Consider the following 23,704-nt stretch of genomic DNA (forward strand, 5'->3'; position numbering starts at 1 on the left):
CTGCGGAGTGCACAACAACGACCGCCCCGGGATACCCGAGGCGGTCGTTGTGATGAAGCCGGGAGAACGCGCTCCGACCACTAGGCCGGAATCAGCGCGATGCGCTCAGCGACGATCCAGGTCGATGATGCCGGCCTTGGCGGCCTTGACGAGGCGACGCGGGATGCGCTGTGCGACCCCGTTGACCTTCACTTCCTGCAAAGCCGGGTTGTCCGCTTTCCACTGCGAACGACGGCTGCGGGTGTTCGCCCGCGACATCCGGCGCTTCGGTACAGCCATGGTTGAGCCCTTCTCCTACGTGTAAGTCTTGTGGGGCCCGTCCGCACTCGGTGAGGAAGGTCCCGCTGATGGGTGCGCCGGCGTCTGTCACGAGCTGGCGAGCCGGTCAGGCGCGGCACACAACCACACCAGACTACCGGTCCGTGGCGTCAGCTCCAAAACGCCCGTCGAGCCGACTCATGCCGACGAGGCGAACGCCCCGAAGATCAGCGCGATCAGCATGATGACCAGGAAGATCACCACGAGTGCGATCGAGATCCACCCCAGGATGAGTCCCGCCTTGGCCATCCCCTCGCCCTCCTGGGTGCCTGCGGATGCGGTGATCTCGTCCCGGGCCGAATTGCCGAGGATCACCGCGACCACACCGAGCACACCGGGACAGACCGCGAACGATCCGATACCGCAGATGAGCGACGCGATCGCCTTCCCGTTGGTCTGCCGGACCACCGGATAGCCGCCCATGCCATACGGGGATCCGTACTGGGGTGCGCCCCCGTACTGAGGTGCCCCATACTGCGGTGCGCCGCCGTACTGCGTTGCCTCATACTGCGGTGCCTCATACGGCGGTGCGCCGTACTGGGGTGGGCCTCCGTACTGCGGTGCCCCGTACTGCGGTGCCCCGTACTGGGGTGCTCCGTACTGGGGTGACCCATACGGCGGCGTCCCGGGTTCGGGTGCTTCCTGGCGCGGCGCGGAGTGATGAGAAGCCCCGAACTGCTGGGCATCGGGCTCTGCGTCGCCCTGCGGTGCGGACGCGTACCGCGGACTACCCGGCTGCGGGTCACCCTCAGTGGTTCCGCCCTGCGGCTCGGGCGTGCCGTCGGCGGGCGTGCGATCGGAAGGTTCGGTCATCGGATACGTCCTTTCTGGGCGCGCGGCCGGCGGTCGCGTCGGTGATCTGGGCCAGGCACCAGTGAATCAGGCCGCGGCGAAATCGTCAGCGATGCTGACACCTAGCACGGTCAACATCAGCAGCATCAGGACGATCCCGACCGCCCCGGTGATGATGCCGGCGAGCGCCATCCCCGATCCCGTCTTCAGACCGCCGGAGTTCTCGATATCACGCCGGGCGAGGAATCCGAGGACCACCGCCACGATGGGCAGAGGCAGGCCCAGCCCGCTGCACATGAATGCCAGAGGCAGGGAGAGCACACCACAGATCAGCGACGCGATGGCACGACCGTCGGTCTCCGGCCGCATCGTGGCGCCATATCCGTACGGATTCTGGTAGCCCGCGTACTGCCCATACGCCTGCGGATACTGGTTCTGCGGATACTGGTTCTGCCCGTAAGGATTCTGCCCGTAAGGATTCTGCGGATACTGGCTCTGCGCGTAAGGATTCTGGCCGTACTGATCGGACGGGTACGGGTCGGACGCCGCCCCGAACGGGCTCTGCCCGTAGACCTGGCCGTGACCTCCCTCGGGCCCGCCGGGCGGATCCGTGGGCGGCATCGGAGTCCATTCGTCGTGCGGCGGCCGCCGCTCCCAACCCGGTTCGGGCGGATACGTCACGAACGCCCCCTTTCGACGTGTCCCGGCGTCGACGGTCCCGGCGCCGCTGGACTCGATTTCACCGAACCGGCTACACCGGACCGACTCCACTGAATACCCGCTCCAGCGTAGTGAATACGCTGAACTGGTGTCAGGAGTGGTCTCGGGCTTCACCGTCATCTTCATCATGGTGGGGATCGGCTATCTCCTCGGGCGCACCCGCGTACTCGGCGAGAGTGCTCACGAGGTGCTGTCGCGTCTCGTGTTCTTCGTCTGCACACCCGCACTGCTGTTCCATTCGCTGGTCACCTCAGATCTCTCCGTCATCTTCTCGAAGACCCTGGTCATCGCCGGCGGGAGCGCCCTGACCATCGGGCTCGCCTACGTCGTCGTCGCACGTCTCTGGCTACGCCGGGCGATCCCCGAACTCGCGATCGGCGGGCTGTCGTCGTCGTATGTGAACAGCGTCAATCTCGGGCTGCCGATCGCGATCTTCGTGCTCGACGATGCGTCGTTCATCGCGCCGCTGCTGCTGTTCCAGATTCTGATCTACTCGCCGATGGCCCTGATCACCCTCGATCTGACGGTGACCGACCCGGCGCTGGGACACGCTTCACGAAAGACGACGCTGCGTGACGCCGTCATCGCGCCGCTGACGAATCCGATCGTCCTCGGTGGTGTGACGGGACTGATCGTGTCCGCCGTCGGCCGGCTCCCACCGACGGCAGTGCTGGAACCGATGAAGATGCTCGGCAACGCGTCGGTGCCATGCGCGCTGCTGGCATTCGGGCTCTCGCTGACCGGGGCCGCGATCTTCAAGAAGGGCGAGAGCCCACGCCGCGACATAGCGCTCGCGAGCGCGCTGAAGATCGTCGCCATGCCGGCCCTGGTGTACGTGGTGGCGCGGTTCGGGTTCGGCGAGACGGGCCACGACCTCTTCGCTCAGGTCGTGATCGCCGCACTGCCGACCGCACAGAACGTGATGGTCTATGCCACTCGCTATCGGCGGGCTCAGATCATGGCCCGCGACACCGCGCTGATCACCACGCTCGGCTCGATACCGGCGATCGCGATCATCGCAGTGCTGCTGACCTGACGTATCCGACCAAGCGGGGTTCCGTTCGACGGCTCAGTTCGACCCTGTTCAGCCCGACGGGGTCGGCTTGCGGTCCTTGCGCTTGACGTCCACGCCGCCCATCAGTGCGAACCCGACGACGCGAACGGTCGGTGCGCCCGCGATGCCGACTCCCGATGCACGCCCGCCGAATCCGCCCATGACGGCCCAGCCACCGATCTCCACCGTGACGTCGGGCGGAACAGTGATGTCGATTCCGCCCATCACCGCGGTGCACCGGATGGTGAGCACGGGGGCGGTGAACTCGGCCTGCCGCAGGTCGATCTCGACGCCACCCATGATCGCCGTCGCGGACAGGCTGTCCGCGACGACGACATCGCCACGCACCTCGGCCCCCGACATCAACGCCAGGCGATGCTGAACGGGAGGTCGCCCGGACCCCGGGGTCACCCGACTGACCGTGGTCTCGCCGACGAACGGCATCGGCACCCCGAGCTGGCCGACCGGCAGGTCGTCGGTCAACTCATCGAGCTCACCGAACGTCTTCGCCACGACCGCTTTTCCGGCACGCTCCTCGAACTCGGCAGGCGACAGGCTGCCGCGGGCCATCGCCGCCGACAAGATCTGGTGCACGAGCTCACGATCGGTGTCGGCCGCGCGCAATCGGGCTCGGTGGTCGTCGGGCACGGGGAGATCGCCGGGAGTCGTCACAGTGTCCGAGCCTAGTGGCGGCACACCCGCCAGACCACCCTGAATTCACTCCCCAACAGGCTCCGCCGCACCCCGAAAACCCTGACGCGGCACCCTGAGACACCGGTCAGCGTCGACGCCCCTTGCGCGAGCGCAGATAATCGCCGACGACTGCCGCACCGAGTCCATCGACGTCCGGCGCCACCACGCGACCACCGATCCGGCGGGCGATCTGATCCATGAAGTGCGCGAGTCCGGGGTCCTCGCCGAGCCGGAAGAACGTGACCTGGGCACCGAACCGCGCCACATGATCGAGTTCGCGGACCGTGAGCGCGATGGTCTGCGGATGCGGTGGATAGAAGAAGAACGGCTCGCCGCTCGGATCGAGGTGGGCGGTCGGTTCTCCGTCGGTCACCACCAGCACGACCGGCTGTGCGTTCGGGAACCGGCGCAGATGACGTTGGGCCAGCAACAGCGCGTGATGCAGGTTGGTGCCCTGCTCCATGCGGGGCTGCAGCCCGGTCAATTCGGCGATGTCGATCGATCGGGCGTACCGACCGAAAGCGATGAGATGCAGCTCGTCACTGCGGAATCGTGTGGAGATCAGGTGGTTCAACGCGATCGCGGTGCGCTTCATCGGCGTCCATCGGCCCTCCATCTCCATCGAGAAGGACGTGTCGACGAGCAGCACGACGGCCGCCTGCGTACGCGCCTCGGTCTCTGCGACCTCGACGTCACGGACGTCGATCCGGACGCCGTCACGTGCCATCGCGCCGGAGGCCAGCGACGGCTCCTCGCTTTCCGAGATGGTGCGCAACACCGCATTCGACACGGTCCGCGTCACGTCCCACGGGTCGGTGTCGCCGAACTCCCATTCCCGGGACGCCCCTGTCGGTTCACCCAGCAGACCGCTGCGTCTGGTCTGTCGATCACCGCGCCCGGAGAGTTGCTCGGCGATGTCGCGGAAGATCGACTGCCCCAGCTGGCGCATCGCCTTGGGACTCAACCGCAACTGGCCGTCGGAGGTGCGGTCGAAGAACCCCTCCTCCGACAACGCGCGCTCGAGTTCGGCGAGCCGGCGTGCGTCCACCGCGGCCTCGTCGCCCAGTTGCCGGGCCAGCGCATCGAGATCGATGTCGTCCATCTGGGCGCCCGCGTACTGCTGGGACAGCTGCTCGGAGAGTGCCTCGAGCTCGGAGATGTCCCGCAGGGCCGCAGCGCCCTCACCCAAACCCATCGGCTGGTCGCCCGAGAACGACTGTGCGTGATCCCAGTCCAGCCCGGGACGGGCCTGCCGCAGCGCGGAATCCATCTGCGCGAGCTGACTCATCAACTCCGGCGAGCCGAAGGCCTGCTGTGCCAGTTGGTCGAGTTCGGCACGCTGCTCCGGGGTCAGCGAGTTGTAGAACTGCTGTGCGGCGGCGGCCCGTTGTGCCAGCGAATCGATGAGTTCCTCGGTGTTGCGCGGATTCTCCGGGAAGTAGTCGCCGTGCTTGTCCATGAACTCGTCGAACTGCTCGGAGGTGTCCTCGCCCCGATTGTGCGCGTCCAGCAGCTCGTTGAGGTCGGACAACATCTCCGAGACCTGCTGGCGGTCCTGCTCATTCGCGCCCTCGAGGGCTTCCTTCATACCCGCGAAACGTTGGTCGAGCAGTTCCCGGCCCAGCAGGTCCTTGATCTTGTCGTAGTCCTCGCGCGCCTGCGGACTGCGCCAGTTGTACTCGGAGAGTTCCTCGACGGCCTGTGCGGTCGAGGGGGGCAGGCTGCCGATCTGCATCTCGGCGAAGCGCGCATCATCGTCGAGGTCGCGGGCGAGCTGCTTGCGCTCCTCGAGAACCGCCCGGTCGAGCAGCTCACGGATCTCGGCGAAGGTCCCGTCGAGGTTGCGCTTCTTCAGCATCTCCTGCCGCCGGCGGTTGATCTGCTCCCGGAGTTTGTCCAGTCCACGCATGTCCTGGGTGCCGCGACGCAGGAACTCACGCAACGCCCGCTGCGGCGATGCGCCGGCCATCACATCGTCGCCGATGTCCCGCAGCGCCTCCCGCAGGTCGACCGGTGGCGCGAGCGGATCGGGTCCGCCAGCGTAGCGCTGGTACCGGGAACGGTGAAAACTCTTGTGCACCATAATGATCGGGTCCAGTCTGGTGGGGAGCGATCGGCCTCAGCCGTAGATGGTCTGGCCGCTCTCGTCGGCTTCCTTGCCGATCCGTCGCGCCAGGAACAGTCCTTCCAGCGCGAGTTCCACCGCGCTGGCCCGCTCGCCGTCGAGTTCCGCGTCGAGCCGCTCGGCGATCTGATCGAGGACCTCGGACGTACTGTCGGGATCGGGAATCGAGCCGAGGAGATCGACTGCGGTGACGCGGTCACCGGTGACCACGGGTTCGCCGCTCTCCAAGGCGTCCACCAGTGCGGCCATGTCGATACCACCGAGGTGCGCCCGCACCGTGTCGGCCACCGACTTGCGCATCAGATGTTCGAGGATCTCGAGCTCGCGGCCCTCTTCGCCCGACTCGAACTCGATCTTGCCGCGCAGCACCTCGATCACGGATTCGAGATCGACGACCCGGGCCACCGGCACGTCCTCACCGGTCACCGTCGCGCGGTGCAGCGCGGCGGCGGCGACCGTCTCCGCTCCGGCGATGGAGAACCGCGCGGAGACCCCGGACCGTTGATCGATGGACGGATGGTCACGCGCATACCGGGTGAAGCGCGCCAGGATCTCGGTGATGAAGGTCGGCACCGTCGCCATCAGATCCGCCTCCTGCTCGATGACTGCGACCTCGTCGTCGAGTTCGAGCGGATAGTGCGTGCGGATCTCGGCGCCGAACCGGTCCTTCAGCGGCGTGATGATGCGGCCGCGGTTGGTGTAGTCCTCCGGGTTGGCGCTGCCCATCACGAGAACGTCGAGGGGCAGGCGCAGGGTGTACCCGCGGACCTGGATGTCGCGCTCTTCCATCACGTTCAGCATCGACACCTGGATACGCTCGGCGAGGTCGGGTAGCTCGTTGATGGCGACGATGCCGCGATGCGACCGCGGGATCAGCCCGAAGTGGATGGTCTCCGGATCGCCCAAACTTCGCCCCTCGGCCACCTTCATCGGGTCGATGTCACCGACCAGGTCGGCCACCGAGGTGTCCGGGGTGGCGAGCTTCTCACTGTAACGCTGACTGCGGTGCCGCCACTCGATCGGCAGGTCGTCGAGGAGATTCGCGGCCTTGCGGATCGAGCCCGGGGTGATCGGCTCGTAGGGGTGCTCCCCCAGCTCGGAACCCGCGATCACCGGTGTCCACTCGTCGAGCAGCAGAACCAGTGTGCGCAGGATGCGCGTCTTGCCCTGGCCCCGCTCACCCAGCATCACGACATCGTGTCCGGCGATCAGCGCCCGCTCGAGTTGCGGGATCACCGTCGCCTCGAATCCGACGATGCCCGGCCACGGGTCACGACCCTCTCGCAGCGCGCTCAACAGGTTGTTGCGGATCTCGTCGCGCACGGTCCGCTGGATGTGGCCGCTCGCGCGCAGCTCACCCAGGGTCCGGGCGGACGGGTGGCGGGTTTCGGTGGTCTGGGAGTTGTGTGTGGTGAAGTTCTCCTCTGGCACCCTGTCCACGGTACTCCGCACTTCGTGGCGGCGGTCACCCGTGATCGTCGGGGCGCCATTCCGGATCGCGGCCGATGAAGCCCATCAGCCGACTCAGCGGGTCCGCGTCCGCCGCCACCGCGACGGGCCGTCCGTACTGTCCCGATGCCCGCAACATCTCCTCGATCCCGACCATCCCGGCACGTAGTTGCTCGGCGAACTCCGGATCGAGGTCGGGGGTGACACCGCCCGACGCCGCGAGATCCCAGGTGTGCATGAACACGTCGGCGGTGTAGAACCGATCGATCGCATCGGCCAGCCGATGTTCGCCGGCCATCGGGTGGGTGAAGGTGTCGTCGGCGTCCGGGCCGTCGAGCAGCGCCTGCACGGCCATCGAGTGCGCGGCCCATGCTGCGACCGGGTCGTCGGCGACCGTCGGCCCCGCCGGCAGCGTCACGCCGCCGCCGGCCAGGAAGCCGGGGAACCATTCGACGAGGTGGGCGACGACATCGCGTGCCACCCACCCGTCGACCGGCGCAGCGGCATCCCAATCTGACACGGCAGCAACCTGTTCGGCGAAACCCGCAGCCACCACACGGTGACGCTCGGCCGGCGAGAGCGTCGTGATCGACTCACTCATCGCGGTCAGAACCCGCCCGAGGCGAGCAGCTTCTCGAGGGCGTCGTAGCCCTCGTTGACGCCGACCTCCATACCGGACGCGAGCCACCCGTCACGCGCTTCGAAGCTGTCGCACAACGATTGGGCATGGAGTCGGGTCGTGCCGTCGCCGAGGTCCTCGAACCAGAGGGTCTCGAGCGCCACCTGGTCCGGCATGCCCTCGAAGGTGAAGGTCTGCACGACCTTGTCGTCGGAGACCGTGTGGAAGCATCCACGGAAACCGAACTCCTGAACGTCGTGCTCGGAGACGTACCGCCAACTACCACCGTCGCGGACGTCCCAGTCGATGATCCGGCTGGTGATCGCGTTCGGCCCCACCCATCGGATGAACAGTTCCGGGTCGGTGTGCGCCTTCATCAGCTGCGCCGGGGTACCCCGGAAGTCGCGGGTGATGCGAATGATGGGCACGTCCTTGTCGGCCTCGATCGCGGCCTCGGGATAGCGGGTCTGCACTGCACTCATGACGCCTTTCCTTTCCTTCGCGGTTTGTCGTCCTCGCGGCGTCGGACCGCGGGGCCGTCGTTCATCTCCGCGAGCAAGACGTCGAGGCGCTGGTAACGCTCCTCTGCCTGCCTGCGGTACCGCTCGATCCATTTGGTCATGAGGTCGAACACCTCCGCTTCCAGATGGACCGGGCGGGTCTGCGCCTCCCGGGTTCGGGTGACCAGTCCGGCATCCTCGAGCACCTTGAGGTGCTTTGACACCGCCTGGAGACTGACCTCATACGGCTCGGCGAGCTGGCCCACCGTCGCGTCAGAGACCGCCAGCCGGGCAACCATGTCGCGCCGGGTGGGGTCCGCGAGAGCGGCGAACACCTTCGAGAGCTCGTCGGTCACCTTTCCTCCTCAACCGTTCGGTTGAATAAGAGTGTGCGCGGGACCACGGTCATTGTCAACCCTTTGGTTGAATACGCGCCCTCATGACGGTGCCGACCGTGATCGCTTGACCGCTGGTGACCGCTGGCCAGTAAGGCCGAGCGCGACCCTGTCTGCTTGACCGCTGGTCGAGTGAGGCCGAGCGCGACCCTGTCCGCTTGACCGCTGGTCGAGTAGGGCGGAGCGCCAGCGGAGCCCGTATCGAGACCACGATGAGTGATCTCGATACACGCCCTCGGCTGGCGCCTCGGCCGCTACTCGATCAGTGGGAAACCTAGCCGGCGCCTCGGCCCTACTCGATCAGCGGGAAACCGGCTGCTACTCGATCAGCGAAAGCACACAAACACCAAGCAGCGAGGGTCAGGCCGGCCCGATGGGCTCGTCTCCGCGCAGCGTGATGCGGTGCATCACGCGGCGGGTGTCGCCGTAATCCCGGTTCGCGTAATGCAGTGTGTTCCGGTTGTCCCACAACACCAGATCGCCCAGACGCCAACGATGTCGGACGATGTGCTCCGGCTTGGTCAGGTGCGCGTACAGGAGATCGAGGATACCGCGGCTCTCGGCCTCCGAGACGCCCTCGATGTGGGAGGTGAAGCCGGGGTTGACGAAGAGCGACTTTCGTCCGGTCTCCGGATGAATGCGCACGACGGGATGACTGACCGGCACCAGTTCGGTGACTTCCTCACCATCCCAGGTGTTTCCGCGACCGCCTCGACGTTGTTTCAGGTAGTAGCCGAAGGCCCGGTTCCCGTCGTGCACCGCGGTCAGGCCGTCGATCATCCGGCGAACCGGCTCGGAGAGTGAGCGATAGGCAAGTTCGGCGTCGGCCCAATTGGTGTCGCCGCCGTTGCGCGGCAACACGACCGGCCGCAGGATCGATCCCATCGGAGGGCGTGGCATGAACGTGACGTCGGTGTGCCACACGTCGGCGAACCCGTCGTCTGCGCTGTCGAGCGAGTACACCTCGCCGGGCACATCGCCACTGTTCCATACCGGGTGGCCGAAGGTGAGGTCACCCAGCCGGCGCCCGAAGTCGATGTGACCGGCGTCGTCGATCTGCTGGTCGCGCAGCACGATCACCTTGTAGTCGATCAATGCCTGCCGGACGGCACGCACCTCGTCATCCGATGCCGCCGCGACGTCGATGCCGCGGATCTCGGCACCGAAGTTCGGACCGAACTCGTCGACGTCGAGTTCGACACCGGAGGAGACGATGCCGCCACCCGCGGCGGCGGGTGCACGTTCAGGGGTGGAGACGGAATGGGTCGAGATTGTCATGACGGGTCCTTCTCGGATGGTGTCGAACAGGGCGGGGTCCACGCGCCGCGGGTGGCGAACCGTGGTGAGATCCCTCCGACCAGTTCATCGAGTGAGCCCAGTTCATCGAGTGAGCCCAGTTCATCGAGTGAGCCCGGTTCATCGAGTAAGCCGCCATCACCGGATTCGGGCCGTGCCCGCTCCCGGTCGCTTCCCCACACACCGGCCGGGCCGAGCTCGGCGAGTTGCCATGGCGCCGGACGGGCGATGCGAAGAAGGTCACCCGTACTGTTTAGCCGCCCCCGACCCTTTCGGACAGGATTAATCCCACGCTGAGGAAAAGCCGCGTGCCGCCCTGGTGGCGTGGATCACTCCGAGTCGGCACGGGACCCGTCACGCAGCTGCTGCCTCCTTCACCGCCGCGCCGATCTCCGCACGCAGTGCGGCGTACTCGGGCGATCCGCGGAGGTCGTCGGCACCCACTCCGACGCGCGGAAGAGTCGAGGGGATGTCGAGCGCGACGCGGCCGGGCCGGCTGGTCAGCACGACGATGCGACTGCCGAGGAACGCGGCTTCATCGGCGCTGTGGGTCACGAAGACGTTGGTGCGGCCGAGATCCGAACTGACCGTACGCAGATCCTCCTGCAGCCGCTCACGTGTGAGCGCATCGAGCGCGGCGAACGGCTCATCGAGCAGCAGCAGGGAGGTCTGGCCGGCCAGCGCCCGGGCGATGGCGACGCGTTGTTGCTGTCCTCCCGAGATCTCCCAGATACGGCGGTCCGCGGTGTCGTCGAGACCTACCCGGGTCAGCAGTTCATCGCGGCGCCGCGCGCGCTCCCCCTTTGGCACCCGCGCATATTTGAGCGCCAGATCGATGTTGCCGCCCACCGTCTTCCACGGGAACAGCCGCGGCTGCTGGAAGACCACTCCCGAGGTGATGCCCGGGACGGGCTGTCCCCCGGAGACCTCGACGTCGCCCTGGGTGGCCGGTTCGAACCCGGCGATCAGCCGCAGCAGGGTCGACTTGCCGCAACCAGAGGCTCCGACCAAGACGAGGAATTCTCCCGGCGGGATGTCGAGGTCCACCGGTCCGACCGCGGTCACGGCAGCGTCACCGGACCCATAGGACTGGGAGACGTTGCGCAGGGATATCGCACCCCGACCGCCGCCGACCGCGTCGACCCGACCGGCGAGTTCGGCGACAGGACTATTGCTGTGTGACGACACCCGGCAAACCCTTTGTGTAGATGGCCTTCTGGAAGGTCTCCAGCGGAGGCGCCGACGGGATCTGCTGTTGCTCGGCGAGGAACACCGCTGCACTGTGCAGATTCTCGGCCACGTTCCCCGGATTTCCCTCGGTCCCCAGCCAGGTGGGCGAGGTCAGTTCCGCGACCGTGAGATACGTGCCCTGCTTCAGCTGATTGGCGGCATCATCCGGCGTGGTGCCGAGCTGTGCGGCGACCGCGTCGGCCGCCGCGGCGGGATCGTCCTTGATCTGGGTCAGCGCACGGGCCTGGGCTGCGCGCCATTTGTCGACGACCTCCGGGTGTTCGGTGGCGAACGACGACGACACCACGCCGAGGTCCAGCGTCGGCTTGCCCGCGGTGGCGAGTTCGCGGCTCGCGATGATCGTCTTGCCGGTCTTGCGCAGTTCGTCGAGGGTCGGAAGCCAGGTGTAGACGGCGTCGACGTCGCCGCGCTGCCACGCGGCGAGCGAGGCCTGCGGCTGCAGATCGATCAGGTCGACGTCCTTGGGATCGACCCCGGCCTGATTCAGCGCGGCGAGCAGGCTGTAGTGCGCGGTCGAGGCGAAGGCCGTCGCCACGCGCTTGCCCTTGAGGTCGGCGACCGTGTTGATCCCGGTTCCGTTGCGCGCGACGAGCGCTTCGTTGTCACCGGCGACGTCGAGCACGAAGGCCACCTGATATGGGATGTTCAGCGGAGCAGACAGACCTCGCGCAACCGGGCTGGAGCCGATCGCCGCGAAGTCGACCTCTTTCGCGACGAACGCGGTGTTGATGTCGGCGCCGGAGTCGAACTTGGTCCACTTGATGTTGTAGTCCGGTAACGCGTCCTCGAGCCACCGGTTGTTCTTCACGATCAGGTCACCGCTCGGGAAGGATTGGTAGGCGAGGCGAATCGTCGGCTTGCTGCTGTCGGAGCCGGAATTGTCCACCGAGCAGCCGGCGAGAACCAGCACCACAGCAGCCAGGGCACCGAGGAGCGCGCTCAGCGATCGTGTCCTCGTACGATTATTTGTCATTGCGGTTCAGACCTTTCCGCGCCAGGGCACCACTCGGTGCTCGACTGTTCGAAGGATGCCGTCGATGATCAGGCCGGAGAGGCCGATGGCGATGATGCCGACCAGGACGACAGGTGTGTTGTTGTAGTTGCTGGCGTCCTTGACGACGCCACCTATTCCGGGAATGCCGTTGAAGAGTTCGGCCGCTACGACCGAGGAGTAGGCGATGCCGACGGAAAGCCTTATGCCGGTGAATGTCTCGGGAAGTGCCGACGGCACCACGACGTCACGGATCACCTCACGGCTGTTCGCGCCGAGTGCGCGGGCCGCCTCCACCAGGCCGATCGGCGCCGCGCTGACCGCTGTCGTCGTCGCGACCGCCGCGGGCGGCAGCGCGGCCAGAGCGAGGAGGGTGATCTTCGGCGCCTCGTCGATGCCGAGCCAGATCACCAGCAGGAAGAAGTAGGCCAACGGGGGCAGCGCCCGGAGAAAGGTGAGCCACGGCTCGAGCAGACGTCGCAGCCAGCCGATCGTGCCCATCGCCAGTCCGAGAGCGACGCCGAGGACCACCCCGATCACCACGCCCGCGAACACCCGGCGCAGGGTCATGTAGAGGTGTTCCCACCAGTAATAGCCCGCATATCCGCGCACGCCGCCATGTGTTGTGGACATGTCGACGAACGCCTGCCACACGGTGCCCAGCCGGGGTACGAAGGTCTCACTCCAGATCCCGCTGATCGCGATCAGCTGCCAGACGACGAGGAACACGACCACCGACAGGAGCGGTAGTCCCACGCGGGTCGCCAGCGAGCGCAGACGGGATTCGCCCGGGGCTCGCGGCGCGCCGGGTCGGCCGCCGCGAGCTTCCTCGGGGGTGATGTCGACAAACAAGGTCACCGGACATGTTTAGCGGCGCGCGAATGGACCGCCCAGACTTATCCTCGCGGAGAGGATAAGTCGGCGTCCGGCGCCGAGAACATTCAGAATCGCGCTGCAGCGGGGGATGTCTCAGCGGAGCGCGAGCCACACGGCAAGGGCCAGACCACCGATGCCGACGACGATGCGCAGCGGCTCGGCGGGCAGACGCTTGACCACCGGCGGTCCGCACCAGCCGCCGGCCAGGCAGCCGATCGCCATCGCCAACGCGGCCCACCAGTCCACCGGGCCGAAGATCATGAAACCGACCGCGGCCACCGTGTTCGCGATCCCCAGGAACAGCGACTTGGACAGCGCCGCACGCCACAACGGTTCGCTGGTGAGCACCAGCATCAGTGCGAGGACCATGATGCCGGCACCCGCACCGAAGTAGCCACCGTAGACCGAGATGACGACCAAGCCGATCAGCCAGACCCAGGGGCGGTCCTCGTGGCTCGTCGCCCATCGGCGCAGCATCGGCTGCACCAACAGTGCGAGCGCGGCGACCGCGACCAGGAAGGGCACGACCGCCTCGAAAGCGCCTGGCGGGGTGAGCAACAACGTCACCGCGCCGATCGTCCCGCCGATCAGGGAGGCGACGGCCCCCCAGATCAGCCGACGCCGGTCGCCGTCGAGCAGGGCGCGTCCGGACTGGGCGGTGCTGCCGATTCCGACGGCCACCAGGGACACCGTGTTGGTGACGTTCGCCGCGATCGGGTTCAGGCCCACCGCGAGCAGCGCGGGGTAGCTCACCACCGACGCGAGCCCGGTGATGTAACCGATCAATCCCGCGCCGAACCCGGCGAGCACCAGGAACGCGAACTCGGCCGCGTTCACGACATCACGGACTCAGTGCGCGAAATGTCGAGCACCCGTGAGGTACAGCGTCACCCCGGCCTCCGACGCCGCTTCGATGACCTCGTTGTCGCGGATGGAGCCGCCCGGCTGCACCACCGCGCGGACTCCGCCGGTGATGAGTACCTGCAGACCGTCCGGGAACGGGAAGAAGGCATCGGAGGCGGCGACACTGCCGACAGCGCGGTCGCCGGCGCGGGTGACCGCGAGGTGGGCGGAGTCGACACGGTTGACCTGCCCCATGCCGACACCGACCGAAGCTCCGTCGTGGGCGAGGAGGATCGCGTTCGACTTCACCGAACGGCAGGCACGCCAAGCGAATTCGAGGTCGGCGAGCGTCTCTGGATCAGCCGGTGCGCCCGCCGCGAGGGTCCATCCGCCGGGAACGTCGCCGTCGGCATCGAGGATGTCGCGCTGCTGCATGAGCAGGCCGCCCGAGATCGGTCGGGTCTCCACACCCTCGCGCTGCGGCGCCGGCGCGGTCAGAACCCGGATGTTCTTCTTCCGGGTCAGCACCGACAACGCACCGTCGGCGAACCCGGGCGCGATGATGACCTCGGTGAAGATCTCGGCGACCTGTTCGGCCATCGCCACGGTGATCTCCCGATTCGCCGCGATCACGCCGCCATAGGCACTGACGGGATCACACGCGTGCGCCTTGCGGTGCGCGTCGGCGATGTCGGTACCCACCGCGATGCCGCAGGGGTTGGCGTGCTTGATGATCGCGACCGCCGGGCCGTCGAAGTCATGTGCACTGCGCCAGGCCGCGTCGGCGTCGGTGTAGTTGTTGTAGCTCATCTCCTTGCCGTGGAGTTGCTGCGCGGCGGCCAGTCCCCCACCGCGTTCACTGACGTAGAGAGCTGCGGCCTGGTGCGGGTTCTCGCCGTACCGGAGCAGCGACGACCGGGTCCAGGTGGCACCCACCCATTCCGGGAAGATCGTCGACTCCGTCACATCCCCCGTCGCCTCGCTCGACGCAGCGGTCGGCGCGACAACGCTCGTCATCCACGATGCGACGGCCACGTCGTAATCGGCGGTGTGTCGGAAAGCCTTGGCCGCCAGAGCCTTGCGCTCCCCCAACGTGAATCCGCCGGCAGCCAGTGCGTCGCCGACGGCGGTGTAGTCGGCGGGGTTCACGACCACCGCCACCGACGGATGGTTCTTCGCCGCACCACGCACCATCGACGGTCCACCGATGTCGATCTGCTCGACGCATTCGTCCGGCGTCGCACCCGACGCGACGGTCTCGGTGAAGGGATAGAGGTTGACGACGACGAGGTCGAACGCCGCGATACCGAGTTCGTCGAGCTGGTCGACGTGGCTCTGCTTGCGGCTGTCGGCGAGGATGCCGGCGTGCACCTTGGGATGAAGCGTCTTGACGCGTCCGTCCAGGCATTCCGGGAATCCGGTGAGCGTCGACACCTCGACCACCGGAACACCAGCGTCAGCAATGGTTTTCGCGGTGGAACCGGTCGAGACGATCTCCACTCCCGCCCCGTGCAGGGCCGTCGCGAGGTCGGCCAGGCCGCTCTTGTCGTACACGCTGACGAGCGCGCGACGAATCGGTCGTCGTTCGCCGTCGGAGGGGCTCTGTGCGTTCACGGTATGTCGGCCTTTCGTCCGTCGATCACTACACCTCTGGTGACAAGGGCCGTCACCACGTCGGCGAGCAGGACACGCTCCGCCGATTTGATTCGTTCGTGCAGGCTGTCCTCGGTGTCATCCGGGTGCACCGCGACCGCCTGCTGGGCGAGGATGGGTCCGGTGTCCACGCCGTCGTCCACCAGATGCACGGTGGTACCGGTGATCTTCACCCCGTGGGCGAGCGCATCGGTCACGCCGTGCGCGCCCGGGAATGCCGGCAACAACGCCGGGTGGGAGTTGACGATCCGCCCCCCGAAACGTGAGAGAAAGCTCGGCCCAAGGATTTTCATGAATCCAGCGGTGACCACCCACGCCGGCCCGAATGCATCGACCTGCTCGGTGAGCGCGGCGTCCCAGGTGGCCCGGTCATGGTGATCGGCCAGTCGGCAGTCCACCAGCGGGATCTCGTTGTCGCGCGCGATCTCGGCGGCCCGGCACGCGCGGTCTACCACGATTGCGGTGACCTCGAAGGGTGCGTCCTGCCGGCCACGCTCCAGCAGCGATTCCAGCAGCGAACCGGTGCCGGACGCCATGACGACGATCGGCACACGAGCCGAGGAGGGTACGCGAACCGCAGACACGGGAGAATCTGCGGGCACTGCGTTCACAAGGAGAAGCCTAATGGGCGGGACCGGAGACCGGATCGCCGGGGCGGTTGCGCAGGTCGCGGTCAGTGGCGGTCGGCTGAGGACCCGACCTCGTCCCGGTCGTCGACCACACGAGCATCACCGGCCGGACGGTCGTCCACGACATCGTCGTAGCCGTCGTAGACCACGCCGGAGTGCTCGACACCGCCGTAGTCGGCAGCGTCGTCACCCGCATCGTCGTCATCTGCAACGTGGTCATCCGCAACGTCGTCAGCGAGGTCGCTCGTTCCCTCGTCCGACTCGTACTCCCAGTCCTCGTCGTCGGACTCGTCATACTCGGAGTCCTCGTAGTCGGAATCCTCGTACTCCCAGTCCTGGTACTCGTCGGTGAGGTAGTCGTCGTCATAACCGTCCTCGTCGTCGTAGTACTCCTCGATGTCGAGGTCACGACGAGCCGCGCGGGTCGAGGGCAGGGCCCCGTGGATCAGCGCCACGACGAGACCGACCACCGCGATCCACCCGAGCGTGAACACGCCGGCGGTGGGCAGCGTGATGCCGGTGTCGCCGAACTCGCCGAGTTCTCCACCGGCAGTCGCACACAGCACCACCATCGTGGAGGCGGCTACCGCGCCGGCGACCGCGACCGAGCGGACATTGGCGAGCGGATCGGCGTCGCGACAACGCAACGCCACGACCAGGGCGATCGAGGCAGGGACGACGAACCCGAGGAGCCCGATGGTGCCGGCGCCTGCTTCGGGCAGTGCGCCGAGCACCGGCAGCGGCGGAACCGGCCCGCCGTGTACGTCGAGCAGGTCGATCGATGCCCCGCCGACGTGCACATCGGAACCGACCAGGACCGCTGCGGTGCCGACCACCACATTCGGCAGGTACAGCACCGACAGGACGGTCAGCCCGAGAAAACCGTCGAAGTCGTTTCCACCGGCGATCAACTCCCCGGTGACGCGCCATCGGATCAGGAGTCGCACGACGACGACGATCGCCGCGCAGGTGAGCAGCGCGGCCACCGCCACGGCGCCGAGGCGGACCCCGCGGCGTATCGCCGGGGTGATCGCCGGCCTGCCGTAGAACTCATGACGACGACGCCACGCGATACCGCACGCGGCGGCCGCCGCATGGATGCCGAAGGTGTACCCGAACGCCGTCAACGCGACCGGACTCTGCACCGGTAGCACGGAGGCGCCGTCCATCACCACCGCCAGCGACAAGGCCGTCATCAGCAACGGCCCACCGATAGCCGAACAGAACACCGCGACGAGTTCGGAGGTCGGTCGCTCGGGCCCACTGGCCGAGGACGCCATGCGTCCGGCGGCAACCGCGACGACGAGGGTCGGCAGTAGCGGGAGCACGCCGATGGTCACGCCACTGATGGTCACCGGGACCTGGTGGATGGCGAGCCACATGGTGCCGACCGCGGTTCCCAGGCCCTCCAGGCCGCTGCCCGCGAAGAGCAGCACCGCCAGCACCACGGCAGCCAGGATCACCATGGTGATCACCGGTACCGCGAACGCCACGACGACGAGTTCACGCGCGGAACCGTCGCTCATCGACCGCTGGGCGCGACTGAGTCGCCGCACCTGTCGGAGACGCGACGCGAGGTTCTCAGCTGTTGGCGATGGCATCACCACGAGCGTGACACGACACAACCGTCACACCGGGCAGACGCGCCGCGCAGGCCCCAGAAAGCGACTCACGTCGCAGGAGTCGCGTGGGTGGTCGGGTCTTCCCCGGCGACCCACGCGACCGTGTCGGGTCAGTGCCCGCTCTGCTGGTCCGGCTTGTGGAAGGCAGTGGTCTTGTCCGTCCCGGATTCGGCGGCCGGGGTGTATCCACCCGACGTCGGTCCGGCGTCGGCCGCACCCGCGGACGGGGTGTATCCCGCACTCGGAGTCGACGACGGGGACTGCACCTGGGTGTAGGCGGACGGATCGTAGGTGGCCTGATGTGCCGATCCGGCGGCACTGCCGTATCCGCTCGACTGGGCGTCTCCGTAGCCGCCGGTCTGCGCGTCACCGTAGGCGGCCGCAGTCGACGTCGGCGTCGCGGCGTCCGCAGTGCCCCCGGCGGTGGTGGCCGGCGCCACCTTGACCAACTCGAGAGCGACGAACAGCCAGAAGATCGACACCGCCGCGACGATCAGTGTCAGGACGAGTTGGGTCCAGTCGACGCCGGAGTTCTTGACGAACTCCGAGCCACGTGACGCGGTGTGGATCACCGCATAGATGTCGGTGATCACTGTCGCGACCGCGGCTGCGGCGATCACCGGCACGACAGTCTTCGCCTCGACCTTCGGGTGCAGTGTCACCAGCGCGAGCAGCGCGATGAACGCCAGGTAGGGCAGGTAGGACCCGAAGTTCCAGAAGCTGGCTATCGCATCGACCGCGGCGACGGCGGCCACGGCAATGGCGAGAAGCTGACCGATGTTGGCCGGCAATCCGGCGCTCGGCGCCTTGGGCGCGGTGTAGCCGTACTGCTGCTGTCCATAGCCCTGCGGGTACTGCTGTCCGTACCCCTGCTGCGGATACTGCTGCTGGCCGTACCCCTGCGGATACTGCTGGCCATAACCTTGCTGCGGGTACTGCTGGCCGTATCCCTGCTGGCCCTGGCTCTGCTGGCCCTGGTCCGGCTGGCCGTATCCCTGCTGGCCATAACCCTGCTGGCCGTAGCCCGCGTCGGGCTGGCCGGGCTGTGAGTGGCCGCCGTACTGCCCATATCCCTGCTGGCCGGGTCCCGGTTGGTAGGTCATCACATCTCCTGCTCAGTCGTCATTCGCCCCCACGGTGAGCGCACGTGTCGGGCCCCACGCTAGTACATCGACCGCGCCGGAACCCGTGGCGTGCTCGGCGGTCGGCGTTATCCGGCCTCGACCTCGACTTCGGCGGACGCGAGGCCCGCCGCACCTCACCAGGTGTGCGCGCGCCCCTGTGCGGCGTACCAGTCGATCAGGCTGTAATCGTCGACAGACTTCGGATCGATGCTGACCTCGGAGCGTCCGGTGAGGATGCCGGTCACCGGCACCTCGAGCTTCTTGCCGGTCCTGGTGTGCGGGATGCCCGGTGCCGCGATCACCTCGTCCGGGACGTGCCGTGGCGACAGACGGGTCCGCACCTCGGATGCCAGCCGGGCGCGGAGGTCGTCGTCGAGGGCGGCGCCCGGCACCAGGGTGACGAACAACGGCATCCAGTACGCACCGCCCGGGCCGTCCACGCCGAGGACGAAGGCCTCGGCGATCTCGTCGATGCCCTCGACCACCTCGTAGATGTCGGCCGAACCCATGCGGATGCCATGCCGGTTCAGGGTCGCGTCACTGCGCCCGTGGATGACGAGCGATCCGCGGTCGGTCACGGTCACCCAGTCGCCGTGGCGCCAGACCGGACCGTCGGCCGGGACGTCCCACTCGTGCTCGAAGTACGCGGCCAGATACCGCGCGTCGTCGGGGTCGTTCCAGAAGGAGACCGGCATCGACGGCATGGGTGCGGTGATCACCATCTCACCGACCTCGCCGACCAAGGGCTTCCGGTCGGGAGACCAACTCTCCAGCGCCACACCGAGATAGCGAACCGATAGCTCGCCGGCCACCACCGGCACGCCGGTGGAACCCCCGGCGAAGGCGGTGACCACATCCGTACCGCCGCTGATGGAGGAGATCGGCAGGCCGGCCTTGACGTTGTCGTCGACCCAGGTGAACAGGTCGGCAGCCAACGTGGACCCGGTGCTGCCGAGAGTCCGCAGCGACGACAGGTCGTGGTCACGTCCGGGCACCAGCCCGGCCTTGCGGGATGCCTGTAGTTGACCGGGGCTGGTGCCGAAGTAGGTCACGCCCTCGGCCTCGACGAGCTGCCACAGCCGATCGGCATCCGGATACAGCGGCGAACCGCTGTAGCAGAGGATCCGTGAGCCGACGAGCAGCCCGGCGACCTGAAAGTTCCACATCATCCAGCTGAGTGCGGTCTGCCAGAAGAAGACGTCGTCCGACCCCAGATCACCGTGCAGCCCGGCCGCCTTCAGATGCTCGAGTACCACCCCGCCGTGCCCGTGGACGATGCCCTTCGGTTTGCCCGTGGTGCCCGAACTGAACAGCACCCAGAGCGGATGATCGAACGGCACCGCAGCCGGGTCGAGCCCCTCGGCCGGCGTACCGATCGCATCGTCGTAGGCGATCCGGCGCACGCCGGGCGCTGCGGCCGCATCCGATCCGGACTCGCCCACGACGATGTGCGCGACGAGGTCTGTCAGCAGCCCTGCCAACGCCGTGCTGTCGGCGGACTTGTCAACCGACTTGCCGTTGTACCGATAGCCGGTCGCCGTGACGAGCACCTTCGGGTCCAACTGGGACAGGCGGCCCGCCGCACCCTCGGGGGCGTAGTCCTGACCGCAGCCCGACCAGATCGCCCCGACATGTGCCGTACCCAGGAAGGCGATCACCGCCTCGGGGATGTCGGGGAGATAGGCCGCGACCACGTCCCCCTCACCCACGCCGAGGTCGGTCAGCGTCTGCGCGAAGCCGGTCACCAGTCCGGGCAGTTGCGCCCAGTCGATCGCGGAGCGCCGGCCGTCCTCGTCGATCCCGACGATGGCCGCGCCGGGACGGTCGCAGTGGCGGAGTACCGCGGACACATAGTTCAGTCGCACTCCCGGAAACCACTGCGCGCCGGGCATGTCCCGCGTCGCCAGGACGTCCACGTCCCCGGAGGGCAACCCTCCCTCGGCCGCGCGGGCGATCACCCCGAGGTCGTAGAAATCCCAGACCGCGCGCCAGAAGCCGGCGGGCTCGTCGACGGACCACTGCCAGAGCGCGGCGTAGTCACTCAGCTCACGGCCCGACCGAACTCGCGCGAGGTCGGTGAACGCGTCGATCTGTGTTGTGTCGGAGGAGATCTGGCCCGAGTCGCTCACACTGTGCCCCTGCATGTCGTTGCTACAGACCGAGAATGTCGACGGCCTCGGCCCGCATCTGGACCTTGCGTACCTTCCCGGTGACCGTCATCGGGAATTCCTTGACCACGTGGACATACCGCGGGATCTTGTGCCGCGCGATCTTGCCGGAGGCGAAGGTGCGCAGGTCGTCCTGGGTGAAGTCGGCCGCACCCTCACGCAGCCGGACCCAAGCCATCAGTTCCTCGCCGTACTTCTCGTCCGGCACGCCGATGACCTGGGCGTCGAGGATGTCGGGATGGGTGTAGAGGAACTCCTCGATCTCCCGCGGGTACACGTTCTCGCCGCCACGGATCACCATGTCCTTGATGCGCCCGGTGATCCGCACGTAGCCGGCGTCGTCCATCACCGCGAGGTCCCCGGTGTGCATCCACCCGTCGCCGTCCAGCGCCTCGGCGGTCTTCTCCGGATCGTTCCAGTACCCCTTCATGACCGAGTAACCCTTCGTGCAGAACTCGCCGGTCTCGCCGCGCTGCAACGTATCTCCGGTCACCGGGTCGATCACCTTGATCTCCAGGTGGGGGCCGACGCGACCGACGGTTCCGACCCGGAGCTCGAGCGGATCGTCGACCCGGGTCTGCGTCGACACCGGCGACGTCTCGGTCATGCCGTAACAGATGGAGACCTGACCCATGTGCATCCGGTCGACGACCTGTCGCATCACGTGTTCCGGACACGGTGAGCCGGCCATGATCCCGGTCCGCAGACCCGAGAGATCAAAGCTCCCGGCGCCGGACTCATCCGGCCCGCTCGCTCCGCTCCCGGCGCCGGTCTGATCGAGCAGATCGAGCTCCGCGATGAACATGGTGGGCACGCCGTACAGGCTGGTGCACCGGTATTCGGACACTGCGGCCAGCGTCGCCTCCGGATCGAACGCCGGCCCGGGGATCACCATCGCGGCACCGTGACTGGTGGCCGCGAGATTACCCATCACCATCCCGAAGCAGTGGTAGAAGGGCACGGGCAGGCAGATCCGGTCGGCGTCGGTGTAGTCGAGGAGCTCCCCCACCAGGTACCCGTTGTTGCCGATGTTGCGGTGGGACAGCGTGGCACCCTTCGGGAAACCGGTGGTCCCCGACGTGTACTGGATGTTGATCGCGTCATCGGGCGACAACGCGGAGGCGATCTCGGCAACGCGCGCCGCCTCCTCCGCGGTCGGCTCGGTGAGAAGCGCGGCCCATTCCGCGGAATCGAACAGAACGACTTCCCGGACCTCCGGACAGTTCGGCCGGGCGTCGGCGAGCATCGATGCGTACGCGGAGTCCTTGAAGCGTTCGGCAGCGACCACGACGCTCGTCCCGGACTGCGCCAGCGCGTATTCGATCTCGTTCTGGCGGTACGCCGGATTCAGATTGACCAGGATCGCACCGATCTCCGCGGTGGCGTACTGCGTGAGGACCCACTCGAACCGGTTGGGCGACCACAGACCGACCCGATCCCCCGGCGACACCCCGAGCCGCACCAGACCGGCGGCCAGAGCCCGCACGTCGCGGTGGAACTCGGCGTAGGTCCACTCCCGCTTCGCGGCGGCGTCGATGAGGGCGACGTTGTCGCCGAAGGATGCCACCGTCCGCGCCAGGGTCGCACCGATGGTCTCGGTCAGCAGATCCGGGGAGTCCCCACCCCGCGCGTAGGCCGATTCGGTCATGCTCGTGCTCCGGTTTCTCTCGATCGTGCTAGCGAGTCGTACTCGCGTCGGATTCCTGCTCGGTGTCGCCGACCGGGATATTTTGAGTGGCAACAACTCTCGCCAATACGACCTCCGCCTGCCGGAGGACCGGTCCATCGATCATCTGGCCCTCGATGCTGAACACCCCGCCCCGGTGCTCGGCCGAGCCATCGACCACGCGGCGCGCCCACTCGACCTCCTCGTCCGACGGTCGGTACCCGTCGCGGATGTAGGGCACCTGAGACGGGTGGATGCAGGCGGTCGCGGTATAGCCCAACGCGACCGCGTCGCGGACCTCCGCGATCAGGCCGGCGACGTCAGGGATGTCGAGGTGGACCGAGTCCACCGCGAACTTGCCATGGGCGGCGGCCGCGATCCGCGTGGACGAACGCACCCAGCGCGCGACGTCACGGTAGGAACCGGGCCGCTCCTCGTCGGGCCCGAACCGACTCGACTTGCCCCCAGACCGGCGACGAGGTCCTCTGCTCCCCACATCAGCCCGATGCAGTTCACCGCCGCCGCTATCTCGTGTGCACGGGTGGCGCCCAGCGGCGTCTCGATGAGCGCCACGGTCTGCAGTGCGGTGTCGATGATGGAATCGACATCCTCGGCCTTGGCCTGCATCACCACCCGATAATTGGTGTCGCCGAGCGCGGCCAGGTCACGGCGGTAGTCACCGGTGCCGGCCGGATTGATCCGCACGATGGTCCGGTCCGGGTCGAGCGGGTTGGCGATCAGCGCCTCACGAGCGGTCACCCGGTTCTCCGGGGACACCGCGTCCTCGAGGTCGAGGATCACCACGTCGGCCCGGTCGAGCGCCTTCTGATAGCGCTCGGGGCGATCGGCCGGACAGAACAGCATGGCCGGTCCCGGCGGTGTCCAGGCGTTGATCAACTGGTGGCTCTCGAGGTGCATAC

The 23,704-nt window shown here is 67.4% G+C and carries 21 protein-coding genes and 1 pseudogene; 1 reads left to right on the forward strand and 21 read right to left on the reverse strand.

Annotation, left to right across the window (positions count from 1 at the left end; translation table 11 throughout):
• Positions 1–105: 105 nt before the first annotated feature.
• From rpmF to D7316_RS09030, 3 genes are all read right to left on the reverse strand, one after another.
• On the reverse strand, positions 106–279 hold the full coding sequence (gene rpmF / locus D7316_RS09020) for a 50S ribosomal protein L32 (protein ID WP_124707982.1): 174 nt from the start codon (positions 277–279) through the stop codon (positions 106–108).
• Positions 280–456: 177 nt separating this feature from the next.
• Positions 457–1,131, reverse strand: coding sequence for a DUF4190 domain-containing protein (locus tag D7316_RS27635; protein WP_124707983.1), 675 nt, complete (start codon positions 1,129–1,131; stop codon positions 457–459).
• Between the two features lie 66 nt (positions 1,132–1,197).
• Positions 1,198–1,791 carry a DUF4190 domain-containing protein gene (locus tag D7316_RS09030; protein WP_232016838.1) on the reverse strand — a complete coding sequence of 198 codons (594 nt, stop codon included), beginning with the start codon at positions 1,789–1,791 and terminating at the stop codon, positions 1,198–1,200.
• 127 nt (positions 1,792–1,918) lie between these two features.
• Between D7316_RS09030 and D7316_RS09035 the strand changes: the two genes are divergently transcribed.
• On the forward strand, positions 1,919–2,866 hold the full coding sequence (locus D7316_RS09035; RefSeq protein ID WP_124707984.1) for an AEC family transporter: 948 nt from the start codon (positions 1,919–1,921) through the stop codon (positions 2,864–2,866).
• A gap of 48 nt (positions 2,867–2,914) precedes the next feature.
• Here the strand turns inward: D7316_RS09035 and D7316_RS09040 are convergent, their stop codons facing one another.
• From D7316_RS09040 to D7316_RS09125, 18 genes and pseudogenes are all read right to left on the reverse strand, one after another.
• Complete coding sequence (locus D7316_RS09040; protein ID WP_124707985.1) at positions 2,915–3,556, reverse strand: DUF1707 SHOCT-like domain-containing protein; 642 nt, start codon at positions 3,554–3,556, stop codon at positions 2,915–2,917.
• 106 nt (positions 3,557–3,662) lie between these two features.
• On the reverse strand, positions 3,663–5,660 hold the full coding sequence (locus D7316_RS09045; RefSeq protein ID WP_124707986.1) for a vWA domain-containing protein: 1,998 nt from the start codon (positions 5,658–5,660) through the stop codon (positions 3,663–3,665).
• 36 nt (positions 5,661–5,696) lie between these two features.
• On the reverse strand, positions 5,697–7,142 hold the full coding sequence (locus D7316_RS09050) for a magnesium chelatase (RefSeq protein WP_124707987.1): 1,446 nt from the start codon (positions 7,140–7,142) through the stop codon (positions 5,697–5,699).
• A gap of 25 nt (positions 7,143–7,167) precedes the next feature.
• Positions 7,168–7,752, reverse strand: a complete 585-nt coding sequence (locus D7316_RS09055; protein ID WP_124707988.1) for a DinB family protein — start codon at positions 7,750–7,752, stop codon at positions 7,168–7,170.
• Between the two features lie 5 nt (positions 7,753–7,757).
• Complete coding sequence (locus D7316_RS09060) at positions 7,758–8,252, reverse strand: SRPBCC family protein (RefSeq protein ID WP_124707989.1); 495 nt, start codon at positions 8,250–8,252, stop codon at positions 7,758–7,760.
• The gene (locus tag D7316_RS09065; RefSeq protein ID WP_124707990.1) at positions 8,249–8,626 is read right to left on the reverse strand and encodes an ArsR/SmtB family transcription factor; all 378 of its coding nucleotides are present in this window, start codon (positions 8,624–8,626) and stop codon (positions 8,249–8,251) included. Before D7316_RS09065 ends, D7316_RS09060 begins: the two co-directional genes overlap by 4 nt.
• 399 nt (positions 8,627–9,025) lie before the next feature.
• The gene (locus D7316_RS09070; RefSeq protein WP_124707991.1) at positions 9,026–9,943 is read right to left on the reverse strand and encodes a TauD/TfdA dioxygenase family protein; all 918 of its coding nucleotides are present in this window, start codon (positions 9,941–9,943) and stop codon (positions 9,026–9,028) included.
• A 372-nt stretch (positions 9,944–10,315) separates the two neighbouring features.
• Positions 10,316–11,149, reverse strand: a complete 834-nt coding sequence (locus tag D7316_RS09075) for an ABC transporter ATP-binding protein (RefSeq protein ID WP_124707992.1) — start codon at positions 11,147–11,149, stop codon at positions 10,316–10,318.
• Entirely contained in the window at positions 11,130–12,185 is a 1,056-nt protein-coding gene (locus tag D7316_RS09080; protein ID WP_124707993.1) for a taurine ABC transporter substrate-binding protein, read from the reverse strand. The genes D7316_RS09075 and D7316_RS09080 overlap by 20 nt, the downstream gene beginning before the upstream one ends.
• Before the next feature lie 6 nt (positions 12,186–12,191).
• Positions 12,192–13,061: an ABC transporter permease gene (locus D7316_RS09085; RefSeq protein WP_124707994.1), complete on the reverse strand. Its 870-nt coding sequence runs from the start codon at positions 13,059–13,061 to the stop codon at positions 12,192–12,194.
• 111 nt (positions 13,062–13,172) lie between these two features.
• On the reverse strand, positions 13,173–13,916 hold the full coding sequence (locus D7316_RS09090; protein WP_124707995.1) for a sulfite exporter TauE/SafE family protein: 744 nt from the start codon (positions 13,914–13,916) through the stop codon (positions 13,173–13,175).
• 12 nt (positions 13,917–13,928) lie between these two features.
• A complete protein-coding gene (gene purH / locus D7316_RS09095; protein WP_124707996.1) occupies positions 13,929–15,536 on the reverse strand; it encodes a bifunctional phosphoribosylaminoimidazolecarboxamide formyltransferase/IMP cyclohydrolase in 1,608 nt (535 codons plus the stop codon).
• Complete coding sequence (purN, locus tag D7316_RS09100) at positions 15,533–16,111, reverse strand: phosphoribosylglycinamide formyltransferase (RefSeq protein ID WP_124711222.1); 579 nt, start codon at positions 16,109–16,111, stop codon at positions 15,533–15,535. The genes purH and purN overlap by 4 nt, the downstream gene beginning before the upstream one ends.
• 137 nt (positions 16,112–16,248) lie before the next feature.
• Entirely contained in the window at positions 16,249–17,805 is a 1,557-nt protein-coding gene (locus D7316_RS09105) for a cell division protein PerM (protein ID WP_197718207.1), read from the reverse strand.
• Between the two features lie 131 nt (positions 17,806–17,936).
• Positions 17,937–18,929 carry a hypothetical protein gene (locus D7316_RS09110; RefSeq protein ID WP_124707997.1) on the reverse strand — a complete coding sequence of 331 codons (993 nt, stop codon included), beginning with the start codon at positions 18,927–18,929 and terminating at the stop codon, positions 17,937–17,939.
• A gap of 155 nt (positions 18,930–19,084) precedes the next feature.
• Positions 19,085–21,094, reverse strand: coding sequence for an acetoacetate--CoA ligase (locus D7316_RS09115; RefSeq protein WP_124707998.1), 2,010 nt, complete (start codon positions 21,092–21,094; stop codon positions 19,085–19,087).
• A 7-nt stretch (positions 21,095–21,101) separates the two neighbouring features.
• Positions 21,102–22,766, reverse strand: coding sequence for an AMP-binding protein (locus tag D7316_RS09120; protein ID WP_124707999.1), 1,665 nt, complete (start codon positions 22,764–22,766; stop codon positions 21,102–21,104).
• A gap of 28 nt (positions 22,767–22,794) precedes the next feature.
• Positions 22,795–23,702, reverse strand: a pseudogene (locus D7316_RS09125) (HpcH/HpaI aldolase/citrate lyase family protein).
• Positions 23,703–23,704: the final 2 nt, after the last annotated feature.

This window comes from Gordonia insulae (assembly GCF_003855095.1).
Classification (GTDB): Bacteria; Actinomycetota; Actinomycetes; order Mycobacteriales; family Mycobacteriaceae; genus Gordonia; species Gordonia insulae.

Bases quoted from the DNA above. Each gene is read 5' to 3' on its own strand.
- rpmF (WP_124707982.1), bottom strand. From the start codon at position 279: ATGGCTGTACCGAAGCGCCGGATGTCGCGGGCGAACACCCGCAGCCGT.
- D7316_RS27635 (WP_124707983.1), bottom strand. From the start codon at position 1,131: ATGACCGAACCTTCCGATCGCACGCCCGCCGACGGCACGCCCGAGCCG.
- D7316_RS09045 (WP_124707986.1), bottom strand. From the start codon at position 5,660: ATGGTGCACAAGAGTTTTCACCGTTCCCGGTACCAGCGCTACGCTGGC.
- D7316_RS09055 (WP_124707988.1), bottom strand. From the start codon at position 7,752: ATGAGTGAGTCGATCACGACGCTCTCGCCGGCCGAGCGTCACCGTGTG.
- D7316_RS09060 (WP_124707989.1), bottom strand. From the start codon at position 8,252: ATGAGTGCAGTGCAGACCCGCTATCCCGAGGCCGCGATCGAGGCCGAC.
- D7316_RS09070 (WP_124707991.1), bottom strand. From the start codon at position 9,943: ATGACAATCTCGACCCATTCCGTCTCCACCCCTGAACGTGCACCCGCC.
- D7316_RS09080 (WP_124707993.1), bottom strand. From the start codon at position 12,185: ATGACAAATAATCGTACGAGGACACGATCGCTGAGCGCGCTCCTCGGT.
- purN (WP_124711222.1), bottom strand. From the start codon at position 16,111: ATGGCGTCCGGCACCGGTTCGCTGCTGGAATCGCTGCTGGAGCGTGGC.
- D7316_RS09105 (WP_197718207.1), bottom strand. From the start codon at position 17,805: ATGCCATCGCCAACAGCTGAGAACCTCGCGTCGCGTCTCCGACAGGTG.
- D7316_RS09110 (WP_124707997.1), bottom strand. From the start codon at position 18,929: ATGACCTACCAACCGGGACCCGGCCAGCAGGGATATGGGCAGTACGGC.
- D7316_RS09115 (WP_124707998.1), bottom strand. From the start codon at position 21,094: ATGCAGGGGCACAGTGTGAGCGACTCGGGCCAGATCTCCTCCGACACA.
- D7316_RS09120 (WP_124707999.1), bottom strand. From the start codon at position 22,766: ATGACCGAATCGGCCTACGCGCGGGGTGGGGACTCCCCGGATCTGCTG.